Here is a 21,548-nt window from a genome sequence, read left to right as displayed (position 1 = left end):
TCGCAATAACCAGGTTACTCCGACAGCGCCCCTTACTGCATGGCGTCCCGTGAAATGCCATGTTTGCGTAACTTGCGGTACAGCGTATTGCGACTGACCCCCAACTGTTCAGCCACATGGCTCATATGCCAGCGCTGCTGCGCCAACGCGTTGAGCAATGCCTGGCGCTCGGCGTTCTCCAGCGGCGAGGCGCACGGCGCATCCACCCTCGCCCCTTGCGGCTGCGCTTGGCGAATCAGGGCCGGCAAGTCTTCAAGACCGACTCGCCCGCCCTCACAGAGCGCCACTACCGTGCGCAACACCGTACGCAACTGCCGCAGGTTGCCGGGCCATTGGAATGCTAACAAGGCCTGGCGCGCAGGTTCGTCCAGCATTACCTGCTCGTTGCCCGCTTCCTGGGTCAGGAGGAAGTCCAACAGTTGCGACTTGTCACTGCGTTCGCGCAACGGCGGCAGGGCCACTTCCAAGCCGTTCAAGCGGTAATACAGGTCTTCGCGAAAACTGCCATCGGCCACGCGCTCCAGCAAATTACGGTGCGTGGCGCTGATGATGCGCACGTTCACCGCTTGAGGTTCGCCGCCGATAGGCACCACCAGGCGATCCTCCAGCACCCGTAACAGGCGGGTTTGCAACGCCAGGGGCATGTCGCCGATTTCGTCGAGAAACAGCGTGCCGCCGTCGGCCTGTTGCAGTTTGCCGCGCATGCCTTCTTTAAGGGCGCCGGTGAAACTGCCGGCGCGATAGCCAAACAATTCGCTCTCGATCAGGTTTTCTGGAATCGCCGCACAGTTCAGCGCAACAAAGGCCTTATCGCCCCGCTGGCTGCCCTGATGCACGGCCTTGGCGAAAGCTTCTTTACCGCAGCCGGTTTCGCCGTTGATCAGCAAGGGCACGTCGCGCTCGAACACTCGCGAGGCCTTGCGTAGCTCATTTTGCAACGCCGGGTCGCCCACGCAGATACCCAAAGGCCGTGGCGCCTGCGGCTTGATGATGGGTACCGGCACACTGCGCGGCTGGCCTCGCAGCGCTGCAAACAGAGGCCGGCCATCGCGGGTGCGCAGCGGCCAACTGGCCGTGGCATTCGCGCTGGCCCGCCCCAGCAACTGATCCAGGGAGCAGTCGAAAAATGCCTCCACCGGCTGGCCCACCAAGCCGCCGCGCAGCTGCCCCAACAGGTTCAGAGCGCTCTGGTTGACCGCACAAATGCGCCCTTCACCATCGAACGCCAGCAAGCCTTCGCTGAATAACCCGACCGACTCGGCCTGTAGGTGAAAACGCAGCAGCCAGTGGTGTTCGAAGTGGCGCAGGAAGTAGCAACTTTCGATCATCTTGGCCGACAGGTTCACCAGCGCCATGGTGTGGAACTGGCTCTGGCGCGACACGGCTTCGCGGGCCGAGGACACATCCAGCACCGCCAGCAATTCACCATGAGGGTCGAACACCGGGCTGGCCGAACAGGTCAGCCCGGTATGACGGCCGCGAAAATGCTCGTCACGGTGGATCGTCAACGACTGCCGCTCCACCAGGCAGGTGCCGATGCCGTTGGTGCCTTCGCAGGCTTCGCTCCAGTCTGCGCCCAGCCATAAGCCGGCGCGCTCGAATATCTTGCGCTCGGACGGCGCGGTGACACAGTTGAGGATCACCCCACGCGCATCGGTGAGCAGCACCGCATGACCGGCGCCGGAGAGTTGCTGGTGCAGGCTGTTCATTTCGCTGCCGGCGATGTGCAGCACTTGGCGCAGGCGTTCGCGACTTTCCAGCAGGCGCCCGTGCTCGAGCACGGTGGGCGCGATGGTCAGCGCCGGGTCGAGGTGGTAATCCTCCACGCAGCGCAGCCAGGAACGGGCGATGGACGGGTCGCTGCCAGGCCCTTGGGAAAGCTCTTGGCCACGGGTGACGGTCAAGACTTGTTGGGCATGGCGACTGAAATGATCGTTATGCATGTTCTTATTATTCTCCCTGCGTGAGAACGCCCAGCATCCCCCAGCCATCCGGCCATTGCAATCCCGGCCCGACCCACCGGTCACAGGCTGTATCGTTTATGGCACAAACCGTCACCTTGCCTGTATCACTCCCGTCACGGCAAAGCCTTGCAACAAAGCCCAACCTCTTGATTCTGCTGGCCCGCACGGCGATGGCCCGACCTTTGCTCTACGCTTTATAACGCGCTCGCAGCGCTGTACTCCGATAAACATAAAAGCAGGAGATGCCCACCATGCGTTATGCACACCCCGGTACCGAAGGCGCCATCGTTTCGTTCAAGGCCAAATACGGCAACTACATCGGCGGCGAATTCGTGGCGCCGGTCGATGGCAACTACTTCTCCAACACCTCGCCGGTCAACGGCAAGCCCATCGCCGACTTCCCGCGCTCTACCGCCAAAGACATCGACAAAGCACTGGACGCCGCCCACGCAGCCGCGGACGCCTGGGGCAAAACCAGCGCCCAGGACCGCTCGCTGGTACTGCTGAAAATCGCCGACCGCATCGAGCAAAACCTCGAACTGCTGGCCATCACCGAAACCTGGGACAACGGCAAGGCCGTGCGCGAAACCCTCAACGCCGACATTCCTCTGGCCGCCGACCACTTCCGCTACTTCGCTGGCTGCATCCGCGCCCAGGAAGGCAGCAGCGCGGAAATCAACGAACTCACCGCCGCCTACCACTTCCACGAACCGCTGGGTGTGGTTGGTCAGATCATCCCGTGGAACTTCCCACTGCTGATGGCCGCGTGGAAACTCGCACCGGCCCTGGCCGCCGGTAACTGCGTGGTGCTCAAGCCAGCCGAGCAAACGCCGCTGGGCATCAGCGTGCTGATGGAGCTGATCGGCGACTTGCTGCCACCGGGCGTGCTGAACGTGGTGCACGGTTTCGGCAAGGAAGCTGGCGAAGCCCTTGCCACCAGCAAGCGCATCGCCAAGATCGCCTTTACCGGTTCAACGCCTGTGGGCTCGCACATCATGCATGCCGCGGCCGAGAACATCATTCCGTCCACGGTCGAGCTGGGCGGCAAGTCGCCGAACATCTTCTTCGCCGACATCATGAAAGCGGAACCTGCATTTATCGAAAAAGCCGCCGAAGGCCTGGTGCTGGCGTTCTTCAACCAGGGCGAAGTGTGCACCTGCCCTTCCCGCGCTCTGGTGGAAGAGTCGATCTACGACGACTTCATGAAAGTGGTGATGAAGAAGGTCGAGTCGATCAAGCGTGGTGACCCGCTGGACACCGACACCATGGTCGGCGCCCAAGCGTCCGAGCAGCAGTTCGACAAGATCCTGTCCTACCTGGAAATCGCCAAGGGCGAAGGCGCGCAATTGCTCACCGGCGGCAAGGTCGAGAAGCTCACGGGCGACCTGGCCACCGGCTATTACATCCAGCCGACCCTGCTCAAGGGCACCAACGACATGCGCGTGTTCCAGGAAGAAATCTTCGGCCCGGTGGTGAGCATCACCACTTTCAAGGATGAAGCCGAAGCCCTGGCGATTGCCAACGACACCGAGTTCGGCCTGGGCGCCGGCCTGTGGACCCGCGACATCAACCGCGCCTACCGCATGGGCCGGGCGATCAAAGCCGGCCGCGTGTGGACCAACTGCTACCACCTGTACCCGGCGCATGCCGCGTTTGGTGGTTACAAGAAGTCTGGCGTGGGCCGTGAAACCCACAAGATGATGTTGGATCACTACCAGCAGACCAAGAACTTGCTGGTGAGCTACGACATTAATCCGTTGGGCTTTTTCTAACTTAGCCTCTTAACAAGCAACCCGCTCCCAACTTGAAATGCAATCAAGTGTGGGAGCTGGCTTGCCCGCTCCTACACTTGAACTTCGCCAGTAATTGCTACCTCGTTCGGCACACAGATGCCGAGTTAAAAACAATAACAATCAAAGGTACTTCCCATGCCTAGCGAACCCACTGGTTCTTCTGTCGACTTCGAAAAAGTCGGCACCGATTATTTTCAACAACGCGAACTGAAAAAAGGCGCCGCCGGCTGGGTACTACTGGTTGGCCTTGGCGTCGCTTATGTTATTTCCGGCGATTACGCCGGCTGGAACTTCGGCCTGGCCCAGGGCGGCTGGGGTGGCATGTTCCTCGCCACCTTGCTGATGGCCACCATGTACCTGTGCATGTGCTTTTCCCTGGCCGAGTTGTCGTCCATGATCCCCACTGCTGGCGGTGGCTACGGTTTTGCCCGCAGCGCCTTCGGCCCTTGGGGCGGGTTCCTCACCGGTACTGCCATCCTTATCGAATACGCCATCGCCCCCGCCGCCATCGCGGTGTTTATCGGCGCCTATTGCGAGTCGTTGTTCGGCATTGGCGGCTGGATGATCTACCTGGCGTTCTACATCATCTTTATCGGCATCCACATCTTTGGTGTGGGCGAAGCCTTGAAGCTGATGTTCGTGATCACCGCTATCGCCGCGATTGCCCTGGGCGTGTTCCTGGTGTCGATGGTGCCGCACTTCAACGTCGCCAACCTGCTGGATATACCCGTGACCGAGGCCAAGGGCGCCAGCAGCTTCCTGCCGTTCGGCTACGTCGGCGTGTGGGCCGCGATCCCTTATGCCATCTGGTTTTTCCTGGCGGTAGAAGGCGTGCCGCTGGCCGCTGAAGAAACCAAGAACCCCAAGCGCGACCTGCCGCGCGGGCTGATCGGCGCGATTGTGGTGCTGACCAGTTTTGCCCTGTTGATCCTGGTGATCGCGCCGGGCGGTGCGGGGACGTACGCGCTGATCAAATCCGGCAACCCGCTGGTTGAAGCCTTGGCGTTGTCATACGGCGGTTCCACCTGGATGGGGAGCTTCGTCAACCTGGTCGGCCTGGCCGGTTTGATCGCGAGCTTTTTCTCGATTATCTACGCCTATTCGCGGCAGATCTTTGCCTTGTCCCGTGCCGGTTACCTGCCGCGCAAATTGTCCGAGACCAACAAGAGCAAGGCGCCAGTATTGGCACTGGTGATCCCCGGGATTATCGGCTTTGGCCTGTCGCTGACCGGCCAGGGTGACTTGCTGATCCTGGTGGCGGTGTTTGGCGCCACCATTTCCTACGTATTGATGATGGCCGCCCACATCACCCTGCGCATCCGTCGCCCTAAAATGGAGCGGCCATACCGCACGCCGGGTGGCATCTTCACTTCGGGCGTGGCGCTGGTGCTGGCTTGCGTGGCCGTGGTGGCTGGCTTTCTGGTGGACCCGCGTGTGGTGATTGGCGCGGCGATCATCTATGGAGTATTAATTGCTTACTTTGCTTTCTACAGCCGGCATCACTTGGTAGCAGGCACGCCGGAAGAGGAATTCGCGGCGATCCAGGCCGCAGAGGCCGCTCTGCACTAACTGCCGAAAACCTCGACGCGGTGCCTTGCCCACAGCAGGCCCGCGTCATCAAGGAGACACTGTATGGCAAGTTTTTCCCACGCGGTGGGTGCTCAAACCTACCGCTTCGACAGCCTCAAGGACGTGATGGCCAAGGCCAGCCCCGCACGCTCCGGGGACTTCCTCGCCGGTGTCGCCGCCCAGAATGACGGTGAGCGTGTGGCGGCGCAGATGGCGCTGGCGAATATCCCGCTCAAGCACTTCCTGCAAGAAGCACTAATTCCTTATGAAAGCGATGAAGTCACCCGGCTGATCATCGACACCCACGATAAACAGGCGTTTGCAGCGGTCAGCCACCTCACCGTCGGCGGCCTGCGCGACTGGCTGCTCAGCGATGCGGCTGATGAACATACCCTACGCGCATTGGCGCCAGGGCTGACACCGGAAATGGCCGCGGCCGTGTCCAAGATCATGCGCGTGCAAGACCTAGTGCTGGTGGCGCAGAAGATCCGCGTGGTCACCCAGTTTCGCGGCACCCTGGGCCTGCGCGGGCGCTTGTCCACGCGCTTGCAGCCCAACCACCCCACCGACGAACCGGCCGGCATCGCCGCGAGCATTCTCGACGGCCTGCTGTACGGCAACGGCGACGCCATGATCGGCATCAACCCGGCCACCGACAGCATCGCCTCGATCTGCGCCATGCTCGAGATGCTGGACGCGATCATCCAGCGCTACGAAATCCCCACCCAGGCCTGCGTGCTCACCCACGTCACCACCTCCATCGAAGCGATCAACCGCGGCGTACCGCTGGACCTGGTGTTTCAGTCAATTGCCGGTACCGAAGCGGCCAATGCCAGTTTCGGGATCAACCTGAACGTGCTGCAGGAAGGTTACGACGCCGGCTTGAGCCTCAAGCGCGGCACCCTGGGCCAGAACCTGATGTACTTCGAAACCGGCCAGGGCAGCGCCTTGTCGGCCAATGCGCACTTTGGCGTCGACCAGCAAACCTGTGAAACCCGTGCCTACGCCGTGGCGCGGCACTTCAAGCCGTTTCTGGTGAACACCGTGGTCGGTTTTATCGGCCCGGAGTACCTGTACAACGGCAAGCAGATTATCCGCGCCGGCCTGGAAGACCACTTCTGCGGCAAACTGCTCGGCGTGCCCATGGGTTGCGATATCTGCTACACCAACCACGCCGAAGCCGACCAGGACGACATGGACACCCTGCTGACCCTGCTCGGTGTGGCCGGCATCAACTTCATCATGGGCATCCCCGGCTCCGACGACATCATGCTCAACTACCAGACCACCTCGTTCCACGACGCTCTGTACGCGCGGCAAACATTGGGTTTAAAACCGGCGCCGGAGTTCGAGCAGTGGCTGGCGAAAATGGGCATCTTCACGCAGGCCGATGGCAAGGTGCACTTTGGCAACAGCCTGCCACCGGCCTTTCGTCACGCCTTGGCGCAATTGGGATGAAGGAGCCGACTGTGCAACCAGAATTGCCTGACAACCCGTGGCTGGAACTGCGCCGCCTGACCCCGGCGCGTATTGCCCTGGGCCGCACCGGCACCAGCCTTCCCACCAGCGCCCAACTGGACTTCCAGTTTGCCCACGCCCAGGCGCGGGACGCGGTGCACCTGCCCTTCGATCACGCCGGGCTCAGCCACCAACTGGCCGAACGTGGCCGAGACAGCCTGTTGTTGCACAGCGCCGCCACGGACCGGCACATCTACCTGCAACGCCCGGACCTTGGGCGACGCCTGAGCGATGAGTCGGCGCAAACGCTGCGCGACTACGCCCTGGCCCAACCCGGTGGCGTGGACTTGGCCATCGTGGTGGCCGATGGCCTGTCGGCACTGGCCGTGCATAAACATACAGCGCCGTTTCTGGCGCGCCTGGAAGAACAGACCCACGCCGAAGGCTGGTCCTTGTCACCGGTGATTCTGGTGGAGCAAGGCCGCGTGGCGGTGGCCGATGAAATCGGGCAGCTACTGGGCGCCAAGATGGTGGTGATCCTGATCGGCGAACGACCGGGGCTCAGCTCGCCGGACAGCCTGGGCCTGTATTTCACCTACAACCCCAAGGTCGGCCTCACCGATGCCTATCGCAACTGCATCTCCAATGTGCGGCTGGAGGGCTTGAGTTATGGCATGGCGGCCCATCGCCTGCTGTACTTGATGCGAGAGGCGTGTCGCCGGCAGTTGTCGGGGGTCAATCTCAAGGATGAGGCACAGGTTCAGACCCTCGAATCCGACGACCCGGACCTGATGAAGGGCAATTTCCTGCTCAGCCCGGCGGATGACCGATAGCGGCACGATTGCGCTTTTTGGCGTCATTAGGCAGCATCGAGTCACGGCCGCTCGTGTGGTCATACCCCATTTGGAAGTTGAGGCCTGGCATGCGGATTACTCAAGCGACCCTGGAACACCTGGACCTGTTGACCCCGTTGTTCGTCAAATACCGCGAGTTCTACGGGGCCTTGCCGTTCCCGGACTCGTCACGGGCCTTCCTGGAAAAGCGCCTGCGGCGCAAGGAGTCGGTGATCTACCTGGCCCTGGCCGACGATGACGACAAGCGGCTGCTGGGGTTTTGCCAGCTGTATCCGAGTTTTTCTTCGCTGTCGCTCAAGCGGGTGTGGATCCTCAACGACATCTATGTGGCCGAGGACGCACGCCGGCAACTGGTGGCTGACAACCTGATGCGCACGGCCAAGAAAATGGCCAAGGACACCCACGCTGTACGGTTGCGGGTATCGACCAGCAGCGATAACGACGTGGCGCAGAAGACCTATGAATCGATTGGGTTTCGCGAAGACACCGAATTCAAAAACTACGTGTTGCCGATCAACGAAGACTGAAAACCAGTCAGCCAGACACCGCACTATCCTTGTGGGAGCTGGCTTGCCTGCGATGGCGGAGTGTCAGCGAGCATTTCTCATACTGACCCACCGCTATCGCGGGCAAGCCAGCTCCCACATTGGATCCGGCGACTGGCTTGAAGCCCAACCCCTTCACAATTTCGCGACACTCCCCGCTACAAAAGCCACACGCTTTTCACCTCTCAATCCGTATAATGCCGACCTTTCAGGGTTGTAAGAACCGCGACAATTACTTGTAGCCTTATTGCCTGAGCTTCCGCACAAGCCCGCTGAGTCGGGCTATTCACACAGGTGCCATCCATGGATTTCAACCCGCTCGACCTTATCCTGCATCTCGACGTCTACCTCGACATGCTGGTAACCAATTACGGTCCGTGGATCTACGCCATTCTGTTCCTGGTGATTTTTTGCGAAACCGGCCTGGTGGTCATGCCTTTCCTGCCGGGCGACTCCTTGCTGTTCATCGCCGGTGCTGTAGCGGCTGGCGGCGGTATGGACCCAGTCCTGCTGGCCGGCCTGCTGATGCTGGCGGCCATCCTCGGCGATAGCACCAACTACGTGATCGGACGAACGGCGGGCGAGCGCTTGTTCAGCAACCCGAACTCCAAGATCTTCCGCCGCGACTACCTGCAAAAAACCCACGACTTCTACGACAAGCACGGCGGCAAGACCGTGACCCTGGCGCGCTTCCTGCCGATCCTGCGTACCTTCGCGCCGTTCGTCGCGGGCGTGGCCAAGATGCCGTATCCGCGCTTCTTCGGCTTCAGCGTACTGGGCACCATCCTGTGGGTCGGTGGCTTGGTGACCTTGGGTTACTTCTTCGGCAACGTGCCTTTTATCAAGAAGAACCTGTCGCTGCTTGTGGTGTTCATCATCCTGCTGTCACTGGTGCCGATGATTATTGGCGTAGTGCGCAGCCGCTTTGGCCGCACGTCCTCCGAAGCCAACCCGCACTGACCGCCCGTGTGGTCCCTCAGCGCCTGGCGTCGCCGGCGCCTGCTGGCCAAGCACCCGATTGCCGATGACACCTGGCAACGGGTGCGCCACCACCTGACCTTCCTCGACGGCATCACGCCGGAGCAAGACCAGTGGCTGCGCGAAGCCTGCGTGGTGTTCCTCAGCGAAAAACACCTCACCGCCCTGCCCGGCGTCGAACTGCATCAGGAACAACGCCTGTTGCTCGCCGCCCAGGCGCAATTGCCGCTGATGAACCTGGGCGACCTCGACTGGTACCAGGGTTTCCATGAGATCGTGCTGTACCCCGACGACTTCCTCAGCCCGCAACGCCATCGCGATGCCAGTGGCGTGGAGCACGAATGGGACGGCGAACACAGCGGCGAAGCCTGGCAACAAGGCCCGGTGATTCTCGCCTGGCCTGGTGTGCTCGCCAGCGGCCAATGGGAAGGCTACAACCTGGTCATCCACGAGCTGGCGCACAAGCTGGACATGCTCAACGGCGACGCCAACGGCCTGCCGCCGCTGCACCATGACATGCGCGTGCAGGACTGGGCCAGCGTCATGCAAGGCGCCTTCGATGACCTCAACCGCCAGTTGGACGCCAACCCGGACGCCGAGACCGAGATAGACCCTTACGCTGCGGAAAACCCGGCGGAGTTCTTTGCCGTCACCAGCGAGTATTTCTTCAGCGCCCCGGATTTACTGGTCAACAGTTATCCACAGGTGTACGCCCAACTCAGCCGCTTTTATCGCCAAGATCCGCTGGCCCGCCTGACTCAACTGCAAGCCAGCGACCCGCGCTACTCGCCACAGGGCGAATGACCGTACGACGCTTGGCGCATGGCATCGGCGTCAGAATATGCCTATAATCGCCGCCACTTTTAGGCCAATCCGGCCATGTCATATGGCCAACTAACGGGGGCAACGCCCAATGAGCTACAGCAAGATTCCGGCTGGCAAAGACCTGCCGAACGACATCTACGTCGCCATCGAAATTCCGGCCAACCACGCGCCGATCAAATACGAAATCGACAAAGACAGCGACTGCCTGTTCGTTGACCGTTTCATGGCCACCCCGATGTTCTACCCGGCCAACTACGGTTTCATCCCCAACACCCTGGCTGACGACGGTGACCCCCTCGACGTGCTGGTCGTGACCCCTTACCCGGTCACCCCAGGCTCGGTTATCCGCGCCCGCCCAGTCGGCATCCTGAACATGACCGACGACGGCGGCGGCGATGCCAAAGTCATCGCAGTGCCACACGACAAGCTGTCCCAGCTGTACGTGGACGTGAAGGAATACACCGACCTGCCGCCACTGCTGCTGGAACAGATCAAGCACTTCTTCGAGAACTACAAAGACCTCGAAAAAGGCAAATGGGTGAAGATCGACGGTTGGGGCAACGCAGACGCCGCCCGCGCCGAGATCATGAAGTCGGTTGCTGCCTACAAAGGCTGATACCCGCACCTCAGTGCCACGGCAAATAAAAAGCCCCGTTAATTCGGGGCTTTTTTATGGGCCAGACTAAACATCAAGTTCAATGTTTAGTTGCAGCGTTTAACCAAGTTGCACATATGAAAGATCAAGCCATAACTAAGCCAGATCCTACAACTGCAAATCAACGCATGGTTTATTTGATGGGACTTTCCGGCCAGTAAACTCTGCGTTTATGAATACATCAGGTGATCGTTTAAAAGCACTACTACGGGAAGTTCATCTTTCCGCCTCCGACTTCGCCAAGAACCGCGGCGTCACGCCTCAGCACGTGAACAACTGGTTCAAACGCGGCGTCCCCATGGGCCGACTCAACGAGATCGCAGAATTGCTGTGCGTCTCAAGTCGCTGGTTAAGCGACGGTAAAGGCCCCAAGCACCCGCCTGCCAACTACCTGTTGGAAGGCCCCATCGCAAGGATTGCAACCACCCGCGAAGACACAGGCAAATACCTCACAGGCCCCGCCTGCCGCCCGGAAAAAACCGACGTGGAGATCCCTCTCCACCCCACCTTCACCTCAACCGAACGCATCCGCGTCTCCTTGCACAATCTGGAAACCCTCAACGTCAACCCCGACCGCGCGATAGGCGCCTACATGGTCGACAACAGCATGATCGACATCATCCAACAAGGCGCCACCCTCGCCATCGACCGAGGCCGCACCCAAATCATCGACGGCGAAATCTACGCCGTCGAACACGACGGCATGCTGCGCATCAAATACCTCTACAACCGCCCTGGCGGCGGCCTGCGCATGCGCAGCCACAACGCCAGCGAACACCCGGACGAATATCTGAACCACGAGGAACGCTTCGAGCAAAGCTTCAAGATCGTCGGCTGGGTATTCTGGTGGTCCACCCTCAACAACCGCCGCCCACCGGTGCCACTGGATGAACACCTGCTGGGCTGGGAAGGCTCTAAATCGGAACCGGAGGTGGGCAACTGAAGTGAATGTGGGTATCATGCGCCGCACATTTGGCAGGGGTCGCTTTTAGCTGATTCCCTGCCGGCGAAGCGGAGGAGTTCCCGCGGATGCCCCTACTATTCAGCCTGACGCAATGTGGGCTGAGCGATTTGAAGGCTGGTGAGGTTTGTCAAAAACAAGCTGAGGCAGTCCCCGAGAAGCCGGCCACAAGCCGGCTTTTTAATGTCCGAAATAATCCTGCCCCATCCGAGAATCTTCCTGATAGCTAAGATATTTCGGGGCTTTCGGCCATTTCTCTTTCCCATGGTGTTCTTTAATTAACCCATCCGTAAATATGGCTTTAGGGAAAACTCAGCTAGCCGAGTTTTACAACACCCGCAATCACCACCAAGAAAAAACGCGCTTGATATTTAATTATTGCAACCACAGAGAAACAGCAAACACCTGGCAGATAATTAATAGCATATCGAACACAGAAATCACATTTAATATTAGATGACACACAGACCATAACTCAATTGCATTAACAATAGCCCCCAAAGCGAAGTACACTGCAGACAATAATTTTACCGCAATAAAAAATGGGAAGTATTCCAGAAGGTCGTGGCTTCCGCCTCCCTAAACCCATTGGGAAAAAGTTCTAGCTCACAACCCCGCAACGCCCTGAAAATATTCACGCGCGCTCAAGCTGCAAAACAGAGCATCGCAAGCGCAGCGGCCACTATCGCCTCCAGAACATTGCAACACTAATATTAAATATTGTTTGATTTTTACCAGCGAGTGGACCGCGAAAAAACTGATTTTTCACAACTACCCGGCCACCTCAATTACTCTAATAGAGAATATTTCGATCTTTTTAAAGTCTATCAGCGGGTGCATTCTTATCGACTGATTGAACAACCGCCATCAAGCGGAATCACTGCTCCAGTCATAAACGACGATGCCGCGGACGTTAGAAAAATAACGGTTCCAACGATATCTGATTCAATACCAAGACGTCCGCGCGGCATTGACTTTATTATAGCATCGCCATGCTTACCAAGCATAAACTCTGTCATTTTAGTTTTGAAAGGGCCTACCGCTATAGCATTAACGTTAATGTTTGCATACGCGAGATCGCACGCTAAATGGCGGGTCAAATGGTGCACCGCTGCCTTACTTGTTGAATATGAATAATTTTCAAACTCAGGAACACTAATCCCGTCGACAGAACCGATGTTAATCACTCGAGATGGATCCGCGAGGCTGCCGGCTGCCTTTAACGCGTTCACCAAGCGCTGAGTTAAGAAGAAGACAGATTTCACATTGAGATCAATCACCTTATCCCACCCAGCTTCAGGAAACGCATCAAAACTCGCCCCCCAAGTGACGCCAGCATTATTTACCAAAATGTCGATTTCTGGCTCACACGCCAAAATTTTTTCGACCACAACGTCCAGCTGCGCTAGGTCTGCCAAGTCGGCAGCGATTGCGATCGCCTCACCATATTGTTTCAAATCAGCTTCTGCTTGTGCACAGGCTTCAGAACTGCGAGATACCACATAGGTTTTAACCCCGTTCTGCACCAGCCCTTTGGCAATCATGAAACCTATCCCTCGAGTGCCTCCAGTTACGACAGCAACCTTGCCAGACACATCAAAAAGCTTATTATTACTATTCATTTTTAATGCTACCCACCGGACGTGTGCGTATCAGAGAACAATTTTAAAGCGCTTCGATTTTTGTAATGAACCCGATCCGCCCTGGGTCACACACCGGGCCCGTATGATAGAAAGAGTCGCTCCCTAACAACGTCATACAAATGACACTCTTGTACCTTCTCATGCAACATCACCCGTCGCGATGTCGTATCATTCATCATCTATATTGTTTTTAGTTTGACGACCATGATCGTTTATGTAGCGGACAAGCCCTTCCCTATTCTTTACCAAAATTCTACCGTAATCGGTTTCTATTAGACCCAACTCGCGCAATTCCCTTATTGCTCGGTTAACATTAGGGGCTCTTCGCATTTAAGGGTGTAGCTGATTTCTAAACCCTCCTGACTTCAGCAAGCACCTGGCTATGTAATTGGTTAAATTTCTAAAGCCCAAGGCGGTACCTCGTAAGTGCTCAAGTCGCCCGTTGATAGCTTCTGTTGGACCGTTGCTGGTTCCTGGCCGGTCGAAGTAGGCAAGGATGCTCTCAGCGTATTTTTTCAGCGTTTCCCCCAAGCCTTTCACCTCGATGAGCGCTTTGGGCAAGTCGCTGGCTGTAATGATATTTATGACCTCTTCCATGAGTTTTTTACCACGTTTTCGATCCGGCTCGTTGTAGGCGCTGACCACCCGTTGGTACATGCTCCAGGTGCAATCCACTTCGAGGTGGTGCTCATCTGCAAACAGCTGGAACAGTTGCTTTTTGTTGGCGTCAGACAGGTAGCTGATCCGAGTCAGTAGCGTTCGACGGCTTTTGTAGAGCGGGTCATTTTTACGCCCTCTGCGGCCCAGGATGTCGTGTTGCACACGCCGGCGGCATTCATCCAGAAAGCCTTGGCTATGCAATATGATGCTCCTGCGTCAATTCAATAACCGTGTTGCACTCAGCTCCTGCAACCGCCAAGGGTAAGGCTAACGCCTCGTCTGTAGGTACGCTGGTGGAGCGCACTAGTGGTTACCTGATGCTGGTGAAGATGAACGACGCGACGGCGACCTCGGCGATGGAGGGCTTCAGCGCCGCCCTCAATAACATGCCGCTGGCGATGCGCAAGAGCATGACCTACGACCAGGGCCGGGAAATGGCACAGCACGCCGAGATCACCCAGAGAACCGGTGTGGCGATCTACTTCTGCGACCCGCACAGCCCTTGGCAGCGCGGCAGCAACGAAAACATTAATGGCCTGATCCGCCAGTACCTGCCCAAGGGCACTGACTTGTCGGTACATAGCCAAGAAGAACTGGATGCCATTGCGTTTCAACTGAACATGCGTCCACGTAAGCGCTTCGATTTCAAATGTCCTATCGAAGTCATGAGCGAAGTGATGCAGAAAGCCTTGGCTATGCAATATGATGCTCCTGCGTCAATTCAATAACCGTGTTGCACTCAGCTCCTGCAACCGCCTTTTCTAAGATCCTCGACTCCTTTTCCAGCCGGTCAGATTTTTTCTACACCCTTAAATGCGAAGAGCCACATTAGGTCGAGCACTGCCAACCATCAAGCCTATATCTGATTGGGACAAACTCAGGCTGACAGCAACTTTTTCTGACTTTTGCATCTGTGCCAAAGAAACAAACCGAGACGCTATGCGGGCGGCGACCGGCAGCGTCAAAAGCTCCTCGATTATCTGAAGCGCACCTTTGAGTCGACGATTAGTCTGCGCAACTATAGCCGCTTCAATGTCATGATAACGAGCCCTAAGATCATTAAAGTCACGCGCCCCCCATACTCTTAATACCGACTTCCCCCGCGTGATAAAGTTTATCGAATACGATTCATTGCTAGCTACAGCGCTGTCACCGATTACATCTCCGGGCCTATAGATATAGATCAGAACTTCTTGACCATCCGCGGTTAATATACATTGCCGAACCGCGCCAGAAACAATCTGAAAGACCTCCGTCATTGGATCACGCTGACGGTACAGAGTAATGCCACCAGGCAGGCTACGTATGCGTGACTTTTCACGCAAAGCTTCGCTAGCCGAAGGACTCAAGTCTTCGATCCAATTAAAACCGGTCATTTCATCACTCCCCTTTCGCATGTAATCAATCGTCTCTAACCAACCGACCTATTCGCCGCCAGAATATGTTCAAGGTACGGCTTACCAGGTTGCGCCCTCACCACATCAAATCACGACTACAAGCCGTCACGCAAATTCGGACAACCTGTGGTTGGCGATACGCTCGTCGATTACTGTTATTGACCTACGAAAAAGAGACTACGCGCCAGACTTGATTAGAAGCCAACCCTCCACAACCTCAGCCTTATATATCAACACAACTGCAAAAAAGCCGATCTAAATACCGAACCCTGCCCCCTCGATCAGACTGGCAAATGCGCCCCCACCTTCAACGTGGTACGTCAGCCCCCACAACAATCATGAGTAACACAATAACTTATATATTGTTTAATGCTTTATTACTCTACGTATTAACACGCCACACTAGGATTTAGCTTGAGCAGCTCTCGGCGCGAGTCCAGCAACACTGAATACCAAACGCTCGATGGCGGGTAGGAAAATCCGATGCTCGAAGTCCTTGCGTGGAAGGGATAACTGAGCAATGACCAAGCCGCCGATGGCATGCAAGACGAAGGCAAAGTCGGCGCCTGGGTCCTGCGAGCCGAGCTTCAGAAACGCCTCTCTGCAAAGGTCAGCGTGTATACGTCCCCACTTTGATAGGGCTGGGCGCAAGCTCGGGTCGTGGGCACCGGCAAGATTCAGTTCGTATACAGCGATCCCCATACTGCGATCCTCAATCAGCAGGCGAGTGTTGTATTGGGCGATGAGCGTAGCGAACCGTGCTGGGTCGTGTGCACAGGCCTCTAAGTCAGGAGCGATTTCGCTGAAACTGATGGCGATTTTCTCGCAGGCATGGTCGATGGCTGCCGACATCAATGCGCCCTTCGAACCGAAATAGTAAGCAACCGAGCCATGACTGCAACCCGCCTCCTTGGCCACGCTGCGCAAGCTGAGGCTGTGATGCCCATCGCGAACGATCAGACGCATGGCTGCTTCAATCAGCGAAAGGCGGCGCTGCTCCCCTTTAGCGGAAAGGTTTTCGTCGCAGCGGGACGGCGACGGTTTATTCGAATGCAGTTCTGTCATGACAAGACCTGAGGAGGAAGACGGTTCTCCACGGCCAATTTTTCCGGCTGCGGCATGAGGGGTGATTATTTCAGATACGCGCCTATTGACAAAATTATCCACTCGGATAAAAGTTAAAGTACTCCACTTGGAGTACTTTTCTGTGCAGCTGTCTGCCACCCGCTTGAAAACAGGAGAACAATAAATGAGCACTGTTGCCCCTTCCGATTCCCAGCGTGAAGACCTCTTGGCCTCGGCCGATGATCTTGGGCGTCGCTGTGCGGCCCGGAGCAAGGAGATCGAAGCCAATCGATTCCTGCCTCAAGACTTGGCCGAAGCGCTGGCCGGCGCCGGACTGTACCGTATGCTGACGCCGCGCGAGTATGGTGGACTGGAAGTGAGTGTGGAGACCTTTGTCGAAGTTATTGAGCGGCTGGCAAGCTACGAGGCCTCGGCTGCCTGGTGCACATTCATCGACTGCACCGCTTGTATTCTCGCCGCCTATCTACCCAATGAGGGCGCGTCGGAACTGTTTTCCAATCCTCAGCTAAAGGCGGCGGGTGTGTTCGCTCCGCGTGGCAAAGCCACACGTGAAGTGCGCGACGGCGTACCGGGCTTTCGCATCAGTGGTCGCTGGGCATGGGGGTCGGCAAGCAAAAATGCTGACATCGTCCTCGGTGGCTGCATGGTCCTCAACGAGCAGGGCAAACCAGAAATCCTCGCCGACGGTTTTACAGGTGTGCAGATGATGGTATTCCGTCGAGACCAAGTGACTTGGCTGAACAACTGGGACACGTTTGGGCTACGTGGAAGTGGCAGCGGCGAGTTCGAAGTGCATGACGTATTCGTAGCTGAACATCACAGCGCCTCGCTTACGGATGATGAGCCGCTGCCTCGAACGCTTTATCGGTTTCCCGCATTCGGCCTGCTCGGTATTGGCGTAGGTGCTGTGGCGCTGGGTATAGCCCGACATGCGCTGGACAGCCTGTGCGACCTAGCCAAAGTGCGAACACCGCAGTTCAGCGGCAAAACCCTGGATCAACGTCCGGGCACGCAACAGGCAATAGCAAAGGCCGAGGCTGGCTTGCGCTCAGCGAGGGCTTTCTTGATGGAATCCGTTCGTCAGGCGTGGAATGAGGCCGAGCAGCAAGGTGTGATTGCCCTTGAAAAGCGCCGCGATATTCGCTTGGCTACGACTTACGCAGTAGAGATCGCCCGTAACATCGTTACCAGCATGTATCAACTGGGTGGTGGCTCTTCGATTTTTGACAGTTCGCCCCTGCAGCAATGTCTGCGTGACATCCACGTAGTCACCCAACACTTCATGGTGAGTGAATCCACCTATGAAGTGGTCGGGCGGCTATTCCTTGGGCTCGATACCAACGTCTCTATGTTCTGAAACAGAGGAGACCTCCAATGAGCATTCCTACGGAGTGGCGTTCACGTCTTGCATTGCCGCTAATCGCGGCTCCAATGTTCCTCATTTCTGGACCGCAAATGGTGATCGAGTGTTGCCGAAACGGTGTAATTGGTAGCTTTCCGACTCCCAACGCCCGCACTCCTGCGATTCTTCGAGAATGGCTATTGCAGATTAGCCAGACGCTTACCGAAAAGGATGCGCCTTGGGCGGTCAACCTAGTGGTACACCGCAGTAATGATCGTCTATCGCAAGATCTCGAGTTAGTTGAAGAGTTCAAGCCACCACTCGTGATCACTGCGCTTGGCAGTCCCAAGGCGGTAATCGAGCGGGTACAGAGATACGGTGGCCGCGTACTAGCGGATGTCAACTCGCTGAAATATGCAAGGGAGGCCGCTAAGGCAGGCGCTGATGGCCTGATTTTAGTCAGTGCCGGATCTGGCGGGCATACGGGACAGATGAACGGCTTCGCCATGGTCGGCGCCGTTCGTGAGTTCTTCGACGGCATTTTGGTACTGGCCGGAGGCTTGATGACGGGGGCTTCAGTACGCTCCGCCGAATTATTGGGTGCAGATTTAGCATCCATGGGTACGCGTTTCATTCCTTGCCAAGAAAGCCTCGCTGATGAGCACTACAGGAAAATTCTAGTGGAATCTGGCTTCGAGGATCTGGTGCTAAGCAACCAAGTCACCGGTGTGGCAGCCAACTGGTTGCGGCAGAGTTTGGATCTTGCGGATATCACTGATGACAACCCGGGCAAGTCCACGGCGATCGACTTCGCCGATCCCAAAGGCGCAAAACGACGCTGGACTCAAGTACGGTCCGCGGGACACGGCGTGGATGCGATCAAGCGTTCGGAGCCCGCACGCGAGCTAATCGCCGGTTTGGTCAACGACTACTGGCAGGCCGTTCGCCGGCCGGCCTTCATCTGCACGGAAGAGACACTGAAATGAAAAAACCTTATATCGTGGCTATCGGTGGCACTACTCGCTCCGGTTCAATGACTGAGCGAGTGCTGCTCAACGTCCTCAGTCATGCAGAAAACGGTGGAGCTCGCATCAAACTGTTGGGGGGAGAAAAACTGCAGTTACCCCTGTATGGCTCAGCACCGGTTTCCCACCCACTGGTGCAGGATTTGCTCAACGAGATACGGCAAGCCGATGGCGTGATTCTGGCCTCGCCCGGTTATCACGGAGCGCTTTCTGGATTGATGAAAAACGCTCTCGACTATATGGAGGAGGCGCGTGGCGATGCGCATCCCTACCTAAGTCGTCGCGCCGTGGGCTGCATCGGTTTAGCGGCAGGCTGGCAGGCCGGCGCGGCTACCCTAGTGGGATTGCGCAGTATCGTTCATGCATTGCGTGGCTGGCCCACACCTATGGGCGTTGTGATCAATTCGACGCAGACAACTTTCGAGGCGGACGGTGCATGCAATGACGAACTGGTGGATAAACAATTACAAATCATGACCGACCAAGTGCTGGAGTTCTGCCAAATGTCTCATTGACGTAATGCCAACTTCGCGCTCTGAAACTTTGACTGATCTTACGCCGAATCGGCCACTCTATATGAATTGGTAAATCGTCCGATCATCACGCGTAAACGCCTATTGCAGCGCGCGGCCTTATACAACTTACATCCAATTTGTCAACGGGGGTTTAAACGGACCCAAGTATCTGGAAACCTTGGTATGACCGAGGCGCGAAGATCATGTTATCAGAGTTATATAGTCGGCCTCGGCCCCATCGCTATCCAGAATACTCTGCATAGCGACAGGCAATATACCATGATATTGTCGGTACAGTCCGCGGCCAGAAAACCACTGTAGAGGTCGTTTAAAGACGAAACCTTTATATCGTCAGGGTTGTTCTGGCAAAGATGAGGAACAGCCAGTAAATCTGACAACCACCGTAGCGGAGCAATTACCCGGCAGGGCGCCGAAGTGCGATATCAACATCGCCCGGTCAAAAGCGATAAGTCATCTGCGCTGTCAGTCCATGTGCGCTATTTTCGTACTTCGCACTGTATGCGGGCTGGAGACCGGATGAGTTTGACTGACTGACCGGAGCAGCGTTTTCCCAAAGGTAAGCATATGCAATGTCGAATGTCAGCTCGCTCAAGGGAGAGTAACCTGCGCCAACAGTCACTGTTCGACGATCCCCCACAGGGATGCGAACGATCCGATCTTCGTTCGTCGTCGGAGACGGATCGTAGGCAAAGCCAGTTCGCAGCACCCACTGCGGTGTCAATTGGTAGGCAGTACCTACAGCCACTGACCAAATATCACGAAAGTTGACCTCCTCACCCACCGTCCCAAATCCTAAAGCGACGCCGAGCGGAGGGATTCCCTCATTCTCAGCAGTCAAATCCTTCAGGCGACTCCAGCGTGTCCAAGTTGTGCCAAGGTAACCAGTCAACTTCTCATCGAAGCGGTATGTCAGTGAGGTGTCGACAGACTCTGGAAGAGTGACATCCATGCTCGTGCCGTATCGACCGTTCAAGCGAAAAGCAGCGGGGGACTCCGAAACGCTGATGTGGCCTTTGAGGCTATAATCAACCTTGGAATGGTAGGCTAAGCCCCACGTGGCGGACTCACTGATGTCGATCATCACACCAAGGTTATAACCGATAGCAGTATCATCCCCCTTAATCTTGAGTTCGGTATCTTTTCCAGTTGGGTTAAGCGCTGCGGTGGCCAAGTCATTCTTCAACTTGCCATCAAGACGATTTATGGTTAAACCTCCTCCGACAGAAATGAAGTCATTGATTCGGAAGCTGATGGTTGGCTGGAAAGTGATGACTTTTACCATACTATATGAACCGTGATAGCGACCTTGGAACGAAGACTCATAGTCGTTGATCAGTCCGAACGGCGCATACACACCTATCCCAACACTGACGTCATCACTCAAGGGGGACGAAGCGTACCCAAACGGAATGGTTGTAATAGGAGCTGAATCACCCTTATTAGTACCTCGAGCACCGCTCGATACATTTTTTATATCAATGCTCGGATCAATGACTGCAAAACCACCGCTGATCTCCGAACGCTTGAGCTTTACTAATCCTGCGGGATTTCCGTAGATAATACTTGCGTCCAGAACAGTCGATGCCCTGCCAGAAAATGCCGTGCCCGCCCCACTTGCACTTTGCTCATTAACTGTGACGCCGTTGGAATATGCTTGAAGCGATATAGCACAAGCACTCAGGGCAAAAACTCGAGAAACAGTCTTTTTATACATTGTTATCCGACTCCGATTCGTAAAATGGCCCTTTGACGAATACACAAAGGGCCCTACCACGCGCGCATGCACTTTTCACAACGTGCGTGAAACATGGGAGTTCTAATTCTATTAAGGCGAGAAAGCCCAAAGTGTCACCTAGGAGACAATCTGCTCGAGAAAATCGTCTGAATAAGCAAAACGGGAGAGCAAACCGAAAAATCGTGACCTCTCGATCGTCCCAATACGCTTAGACAACGAGTAGAACCGGCCTGACCGAATTGAGTATTTTCCGCAACTACCACCAACGCTTGAAAAACTGCCACTCAATAAAATTGCTATGTCAGTGAGACATGAGTCGCGTGACGACATCGAATCCAAAACAACGTTATCCATAGCAAAGTTCCAATCGCTAATTGAAGCGGTCATTTGTGGAACTAAGGATGGTCTGAAGTAGTTGTGTATTTCTGGCTGACTTCAGCCCCTGCCGATTTTAAAAGCGGCAAATCGATCAAAAACGCTCAGATCACCCGCTTATTTCTGTGTTTTTAGCCGCCGCGAGCA

18 protein-coding genes and 2 pseudogenes are annotated in these 21,548 nt (G+C 56.4%); 13 read left to right on the top strand and 7 right to left on the bottom strand.

All coding sequences use genetic code 11. The features are described 5' to 3' along the window. Positions 1-32: 32 nt before the first annotated feature. On the bottom strand, positions 33-1,943 hold the full coding sequence (locus GIW79_RS25220) for a sigma-54-dependent Fis family transcriptional regulator (protein WP_236455041.1): 1,911 nt from the start codon (positions 1,941-1,943) through the stop codon (positions 33-35). Between the two features lie 272 nt (positions 1,944-2,215). On the opposite strand from GIW79_RS25220, the gene exaC reads away from it, so the two are divergent. The 9 genes from exaC to GIW79_RS25175 all read left to right on the top strand — a co-directional run bounded on the left by exaC (position 2,216) and on the right by GIW79_RS25175 (position 11,584). Continuing rightward, complete coding sequence (gene exaC, locus GIW79_RS25215) at positions 2,216-3,736, top strand: acetaldehyde dehydrogenase ExaC (protein ID WP_005791797.1); 1,521 nt, start codon at positions 2,216-2,218, stop codon at positions 3,734-3,736. Positions 3,737-3,892: 156 nt separating this feature from the next. Further along, positions 3,893-5,326 (top strand): ethanolamine permease, encoded by a 1,434-nt coding sequence (gene eat, locus GIW79_RS25210; protein ID WP_054896913.1) that lies wholly within the window; start codon positions 3,893-3,895, stop codon positions 5,324-5,326. Positions 5,327-5,389: 63 nt separating this feature from the next. Then, the gene (locus GIW79_RS25205) at positions 5,390-6,784 is read left to right on the top strand and encodes an ethanolamine ammonia-lyase subunit EutB (protein WP_054896914.1); all 1,395 of its coding nucleotides are present in this window, start codon (positions 5,390-5,392) and stop codon (positions 6,782-6,784) included. Beyond that, entirely contained in the window at positions 6,781-7,617 is an 837-nt protein-coding gene (gene eutC, locus GIW79_RS25200) for an ethanolamine ammonia-lyase subunit EutC (protein WP_034126894.1), read from the top strand. Before GIW79_RS25205 ends, eutC begins: the two co-directional genes overlap by 4 nt. A gap of 89 nt (positions 7,618-7,706) precedes the next feature. Further along, positions 7,707-8,165, top strand: a complete 459-nt coding sequence (locus GIW79_RS25195; RefSeq protein ID WP_014720105.1) for a GNAT family N-acetyltransferase — start codon at positions 7,707-7,709, stop codon at positions 8,163-8,165. Positions 8,166-8,486: 321 nt separating this feature from the next. Beyond that, the gene (locus tag GIW79_RS25190) at positions 8,487-9,143 is read left to right on the top strand and encodes a DedA family protein (protein WP_003194521.1); all 657 of its coding nucleotides are present in this window, start codon (positions 8,487-8,489) and stop codon (positions 9,141-9,143) included. Positions 9,144-9,149: 6 nt separating this feature from the next. Beyond that, a complete protein-coding gene (locus tag GIW79_RS25185; RefSeq protein ID WP_057975558.1) occupies positions 9,150-9,965 on the top strand; it encodes a zinc-dependent peptidase in 816 nt (271 codons plus the stop codon). A gap of 109 nt (positions 9,966-10,074) precedes the next feature. Beyond that, positions 10,075-10,602: an inorganic diphosphatase gene (ppa, locus tag GIW79_RS25180; protein WP_003176323.1), complete on the top strand. Its 528-nt coding sequence runs from the start codon at positions 10,075-10,077 to the stop codon at positions 10,600-10,602. Between the two features lie 211 nt (positions 10,603-10,813). Beyond that, positions 10,814-11,584, top strand: a complete 771-nt coding sequence (locus GIW79_RS25175; RefSeq protein ID WP_034126892.1) for a LexA family transcriptional regulator — start codon at positions 10,814-10,816, stop codon at positions 11,582-11,584. Between the two features lie 860 nt (positions 11,585-12,444). Here GIW79_RS25175 and GIW79_RS25170 read toward each other — a convergent pair. The 3 genes and pseudogenes from GIW79_RS25170 to GIW79_RS25165 all read right to left on the bottom strand — a co-directional run. Further along, a complete protein-coding gene (locus GIW79_RS25170) occupies positions 12,445-13,224 on the bottom strand; it encodes an SDR family NAD(P)-dependent oxidoreductase (RefSeq protein ID WP_236455040.1) in 780 nt (259 codons plus the stop codon). A gap of 189 nt (positions 13,225-13,413) precedes the next feature. Beyond that, positions 13,414-13,575 (bottom strand): helix-turn-helix domain-containing protein, encoded by a 162-nt coding sequence (locus GIW79_RS29915; RefSeq protein WP_442968633.1) that lies wholly within the window; start codon positions 13,573-13,575, stop codon positions 13,414-13,416. Then, positions 13,576-14,088, bottom strand: a pseudogene (locus tag GIW79_RS25165) (ISL3 family transposase); the annotation flags it as partial. Positions 14,089-14,162: 74 nt separating this feature from the next. Between GIW79_RS25165 and GIW79_RS25160 the strand changes: the two are divergent. Continuing rightward, positions 14,163-14,633 (top strand): annotated as a pseudogene (locus GIW79_RS25160) (IS30-like element ISPsp4 family transposase); the annotation flags it as partial. An 81-nt stretch (positions 14,634-14,714) separates the two neighbouring features. Here GIW79_RS25160 and GIW79_RS25155 read toward each other — a convergent pair. Next, positions 14,715-15,281, bottom strand: coding sequence for a Crp/Fnr family transcriptional regulator (locus tag GIW79_RS25155; protein WP_236455039.1), 567 nt, complete (start codon positions 15,279-15,281; stop codon positions 14,715-14,717). 423 nt (positions 15,282-15,704) lie between these two features. Continuing rightward, positions 15,705-16,367, bottom strand: a complete 663-nt coding sequence (locus GIW79_RS25150; RefSeq protein ID WP_082423385.1) for a TetR/AcrR family transcriptional regulator — start codon at positions 16,365-16,367, stop codon at positions 15,705-15,707. Positions 16,368-16,551: 184 nt separating this feature from the next. On the opposite strand from GIW79_RS25150, the gene GIW79_RS25145 reads away from it, so the two are divergent. The 3 genes from GIW79_RS25145 to GIW79_RS25135 are packed head-to-tail and all read left to right on the top strand — an operon-like array spanning position 16,552 to position 19,270. Further along, on the top strand, positions 16,552-17,745 hold the full coding sequence (locus tag GIW79_RS25145) for an acyl-CoA dehydrogenase family protein (RefSeq protein ID WP_236455038.1): 1,194 nt from the start codon (positions 16,552-16,554) through the stop codon (positions 17,743-17,745). A gap of 17 nt (positions 17,746-17,762) precedes the next feature. After that, positions 17,763-18,716 carry an NAD(P)H-dependent flavin oxidoreductase gene (locus tag GIW79_RS25140; protein WP_236455037.1) on the top strand — a complete coding sequence of 318 codons (954 nt, stop codon included), beginning with the start codon at positions 17,763-17,765 and terminating at the stop codon, positions 18,714-18,716. Beyond that, positions 18,713-19,270, top strand: a complete 558-nt coding sequence (locus tag GIW79_RS25135) for an NADPH-dependent FMN reductase (protein WP_054896922.1) — start codon at positions 18,713-18,715, stop codon at positions 19,268-19,270. Before GIW79_RS25140 ends, GIW79_RS25135 begins: the two co-directional genes overlap by 4 nt. A 457-nt stretch (positions 19,271-19,727) precedes the next feature. On the opposite strand, the gene GIW79_RS25130 is transcribed toward GIW79_RS25135, so the two are convergent. Then, positions 19,728-21,005 carry an outer membrane protein transport protein gene (locus tag GIW79_RS25130; RefSeq protein WP_198791693.1) on the bottom strand — a complete coding sequence of 426 codons (1,278 nt, stop codon included), beginning with the start codon at positions 21,003-21,005 and terminating at the stop codon, positions 19,728-19,730. Between the last annotated feature and the right edge of the window lie 543 nt (positions 21,006-21,548).

Source organism: Pseudomonas sp. PA-7-1E (genome assembly GCF_021605325.1).
GTDB classification, from domain to species: Bacteria; Pseudomonadota; Gammaproteobacteria; order Pseudomonadales; family Pseudomonadaceae; genus Aquipseudomonas; species Aquipseudomonas fluorescens_BV.
The sequence above is the reverse complement of the archived record's forward strand: the minus strand, read 5'-3'. Positions and strand labels throughout refer to the sequence as shown.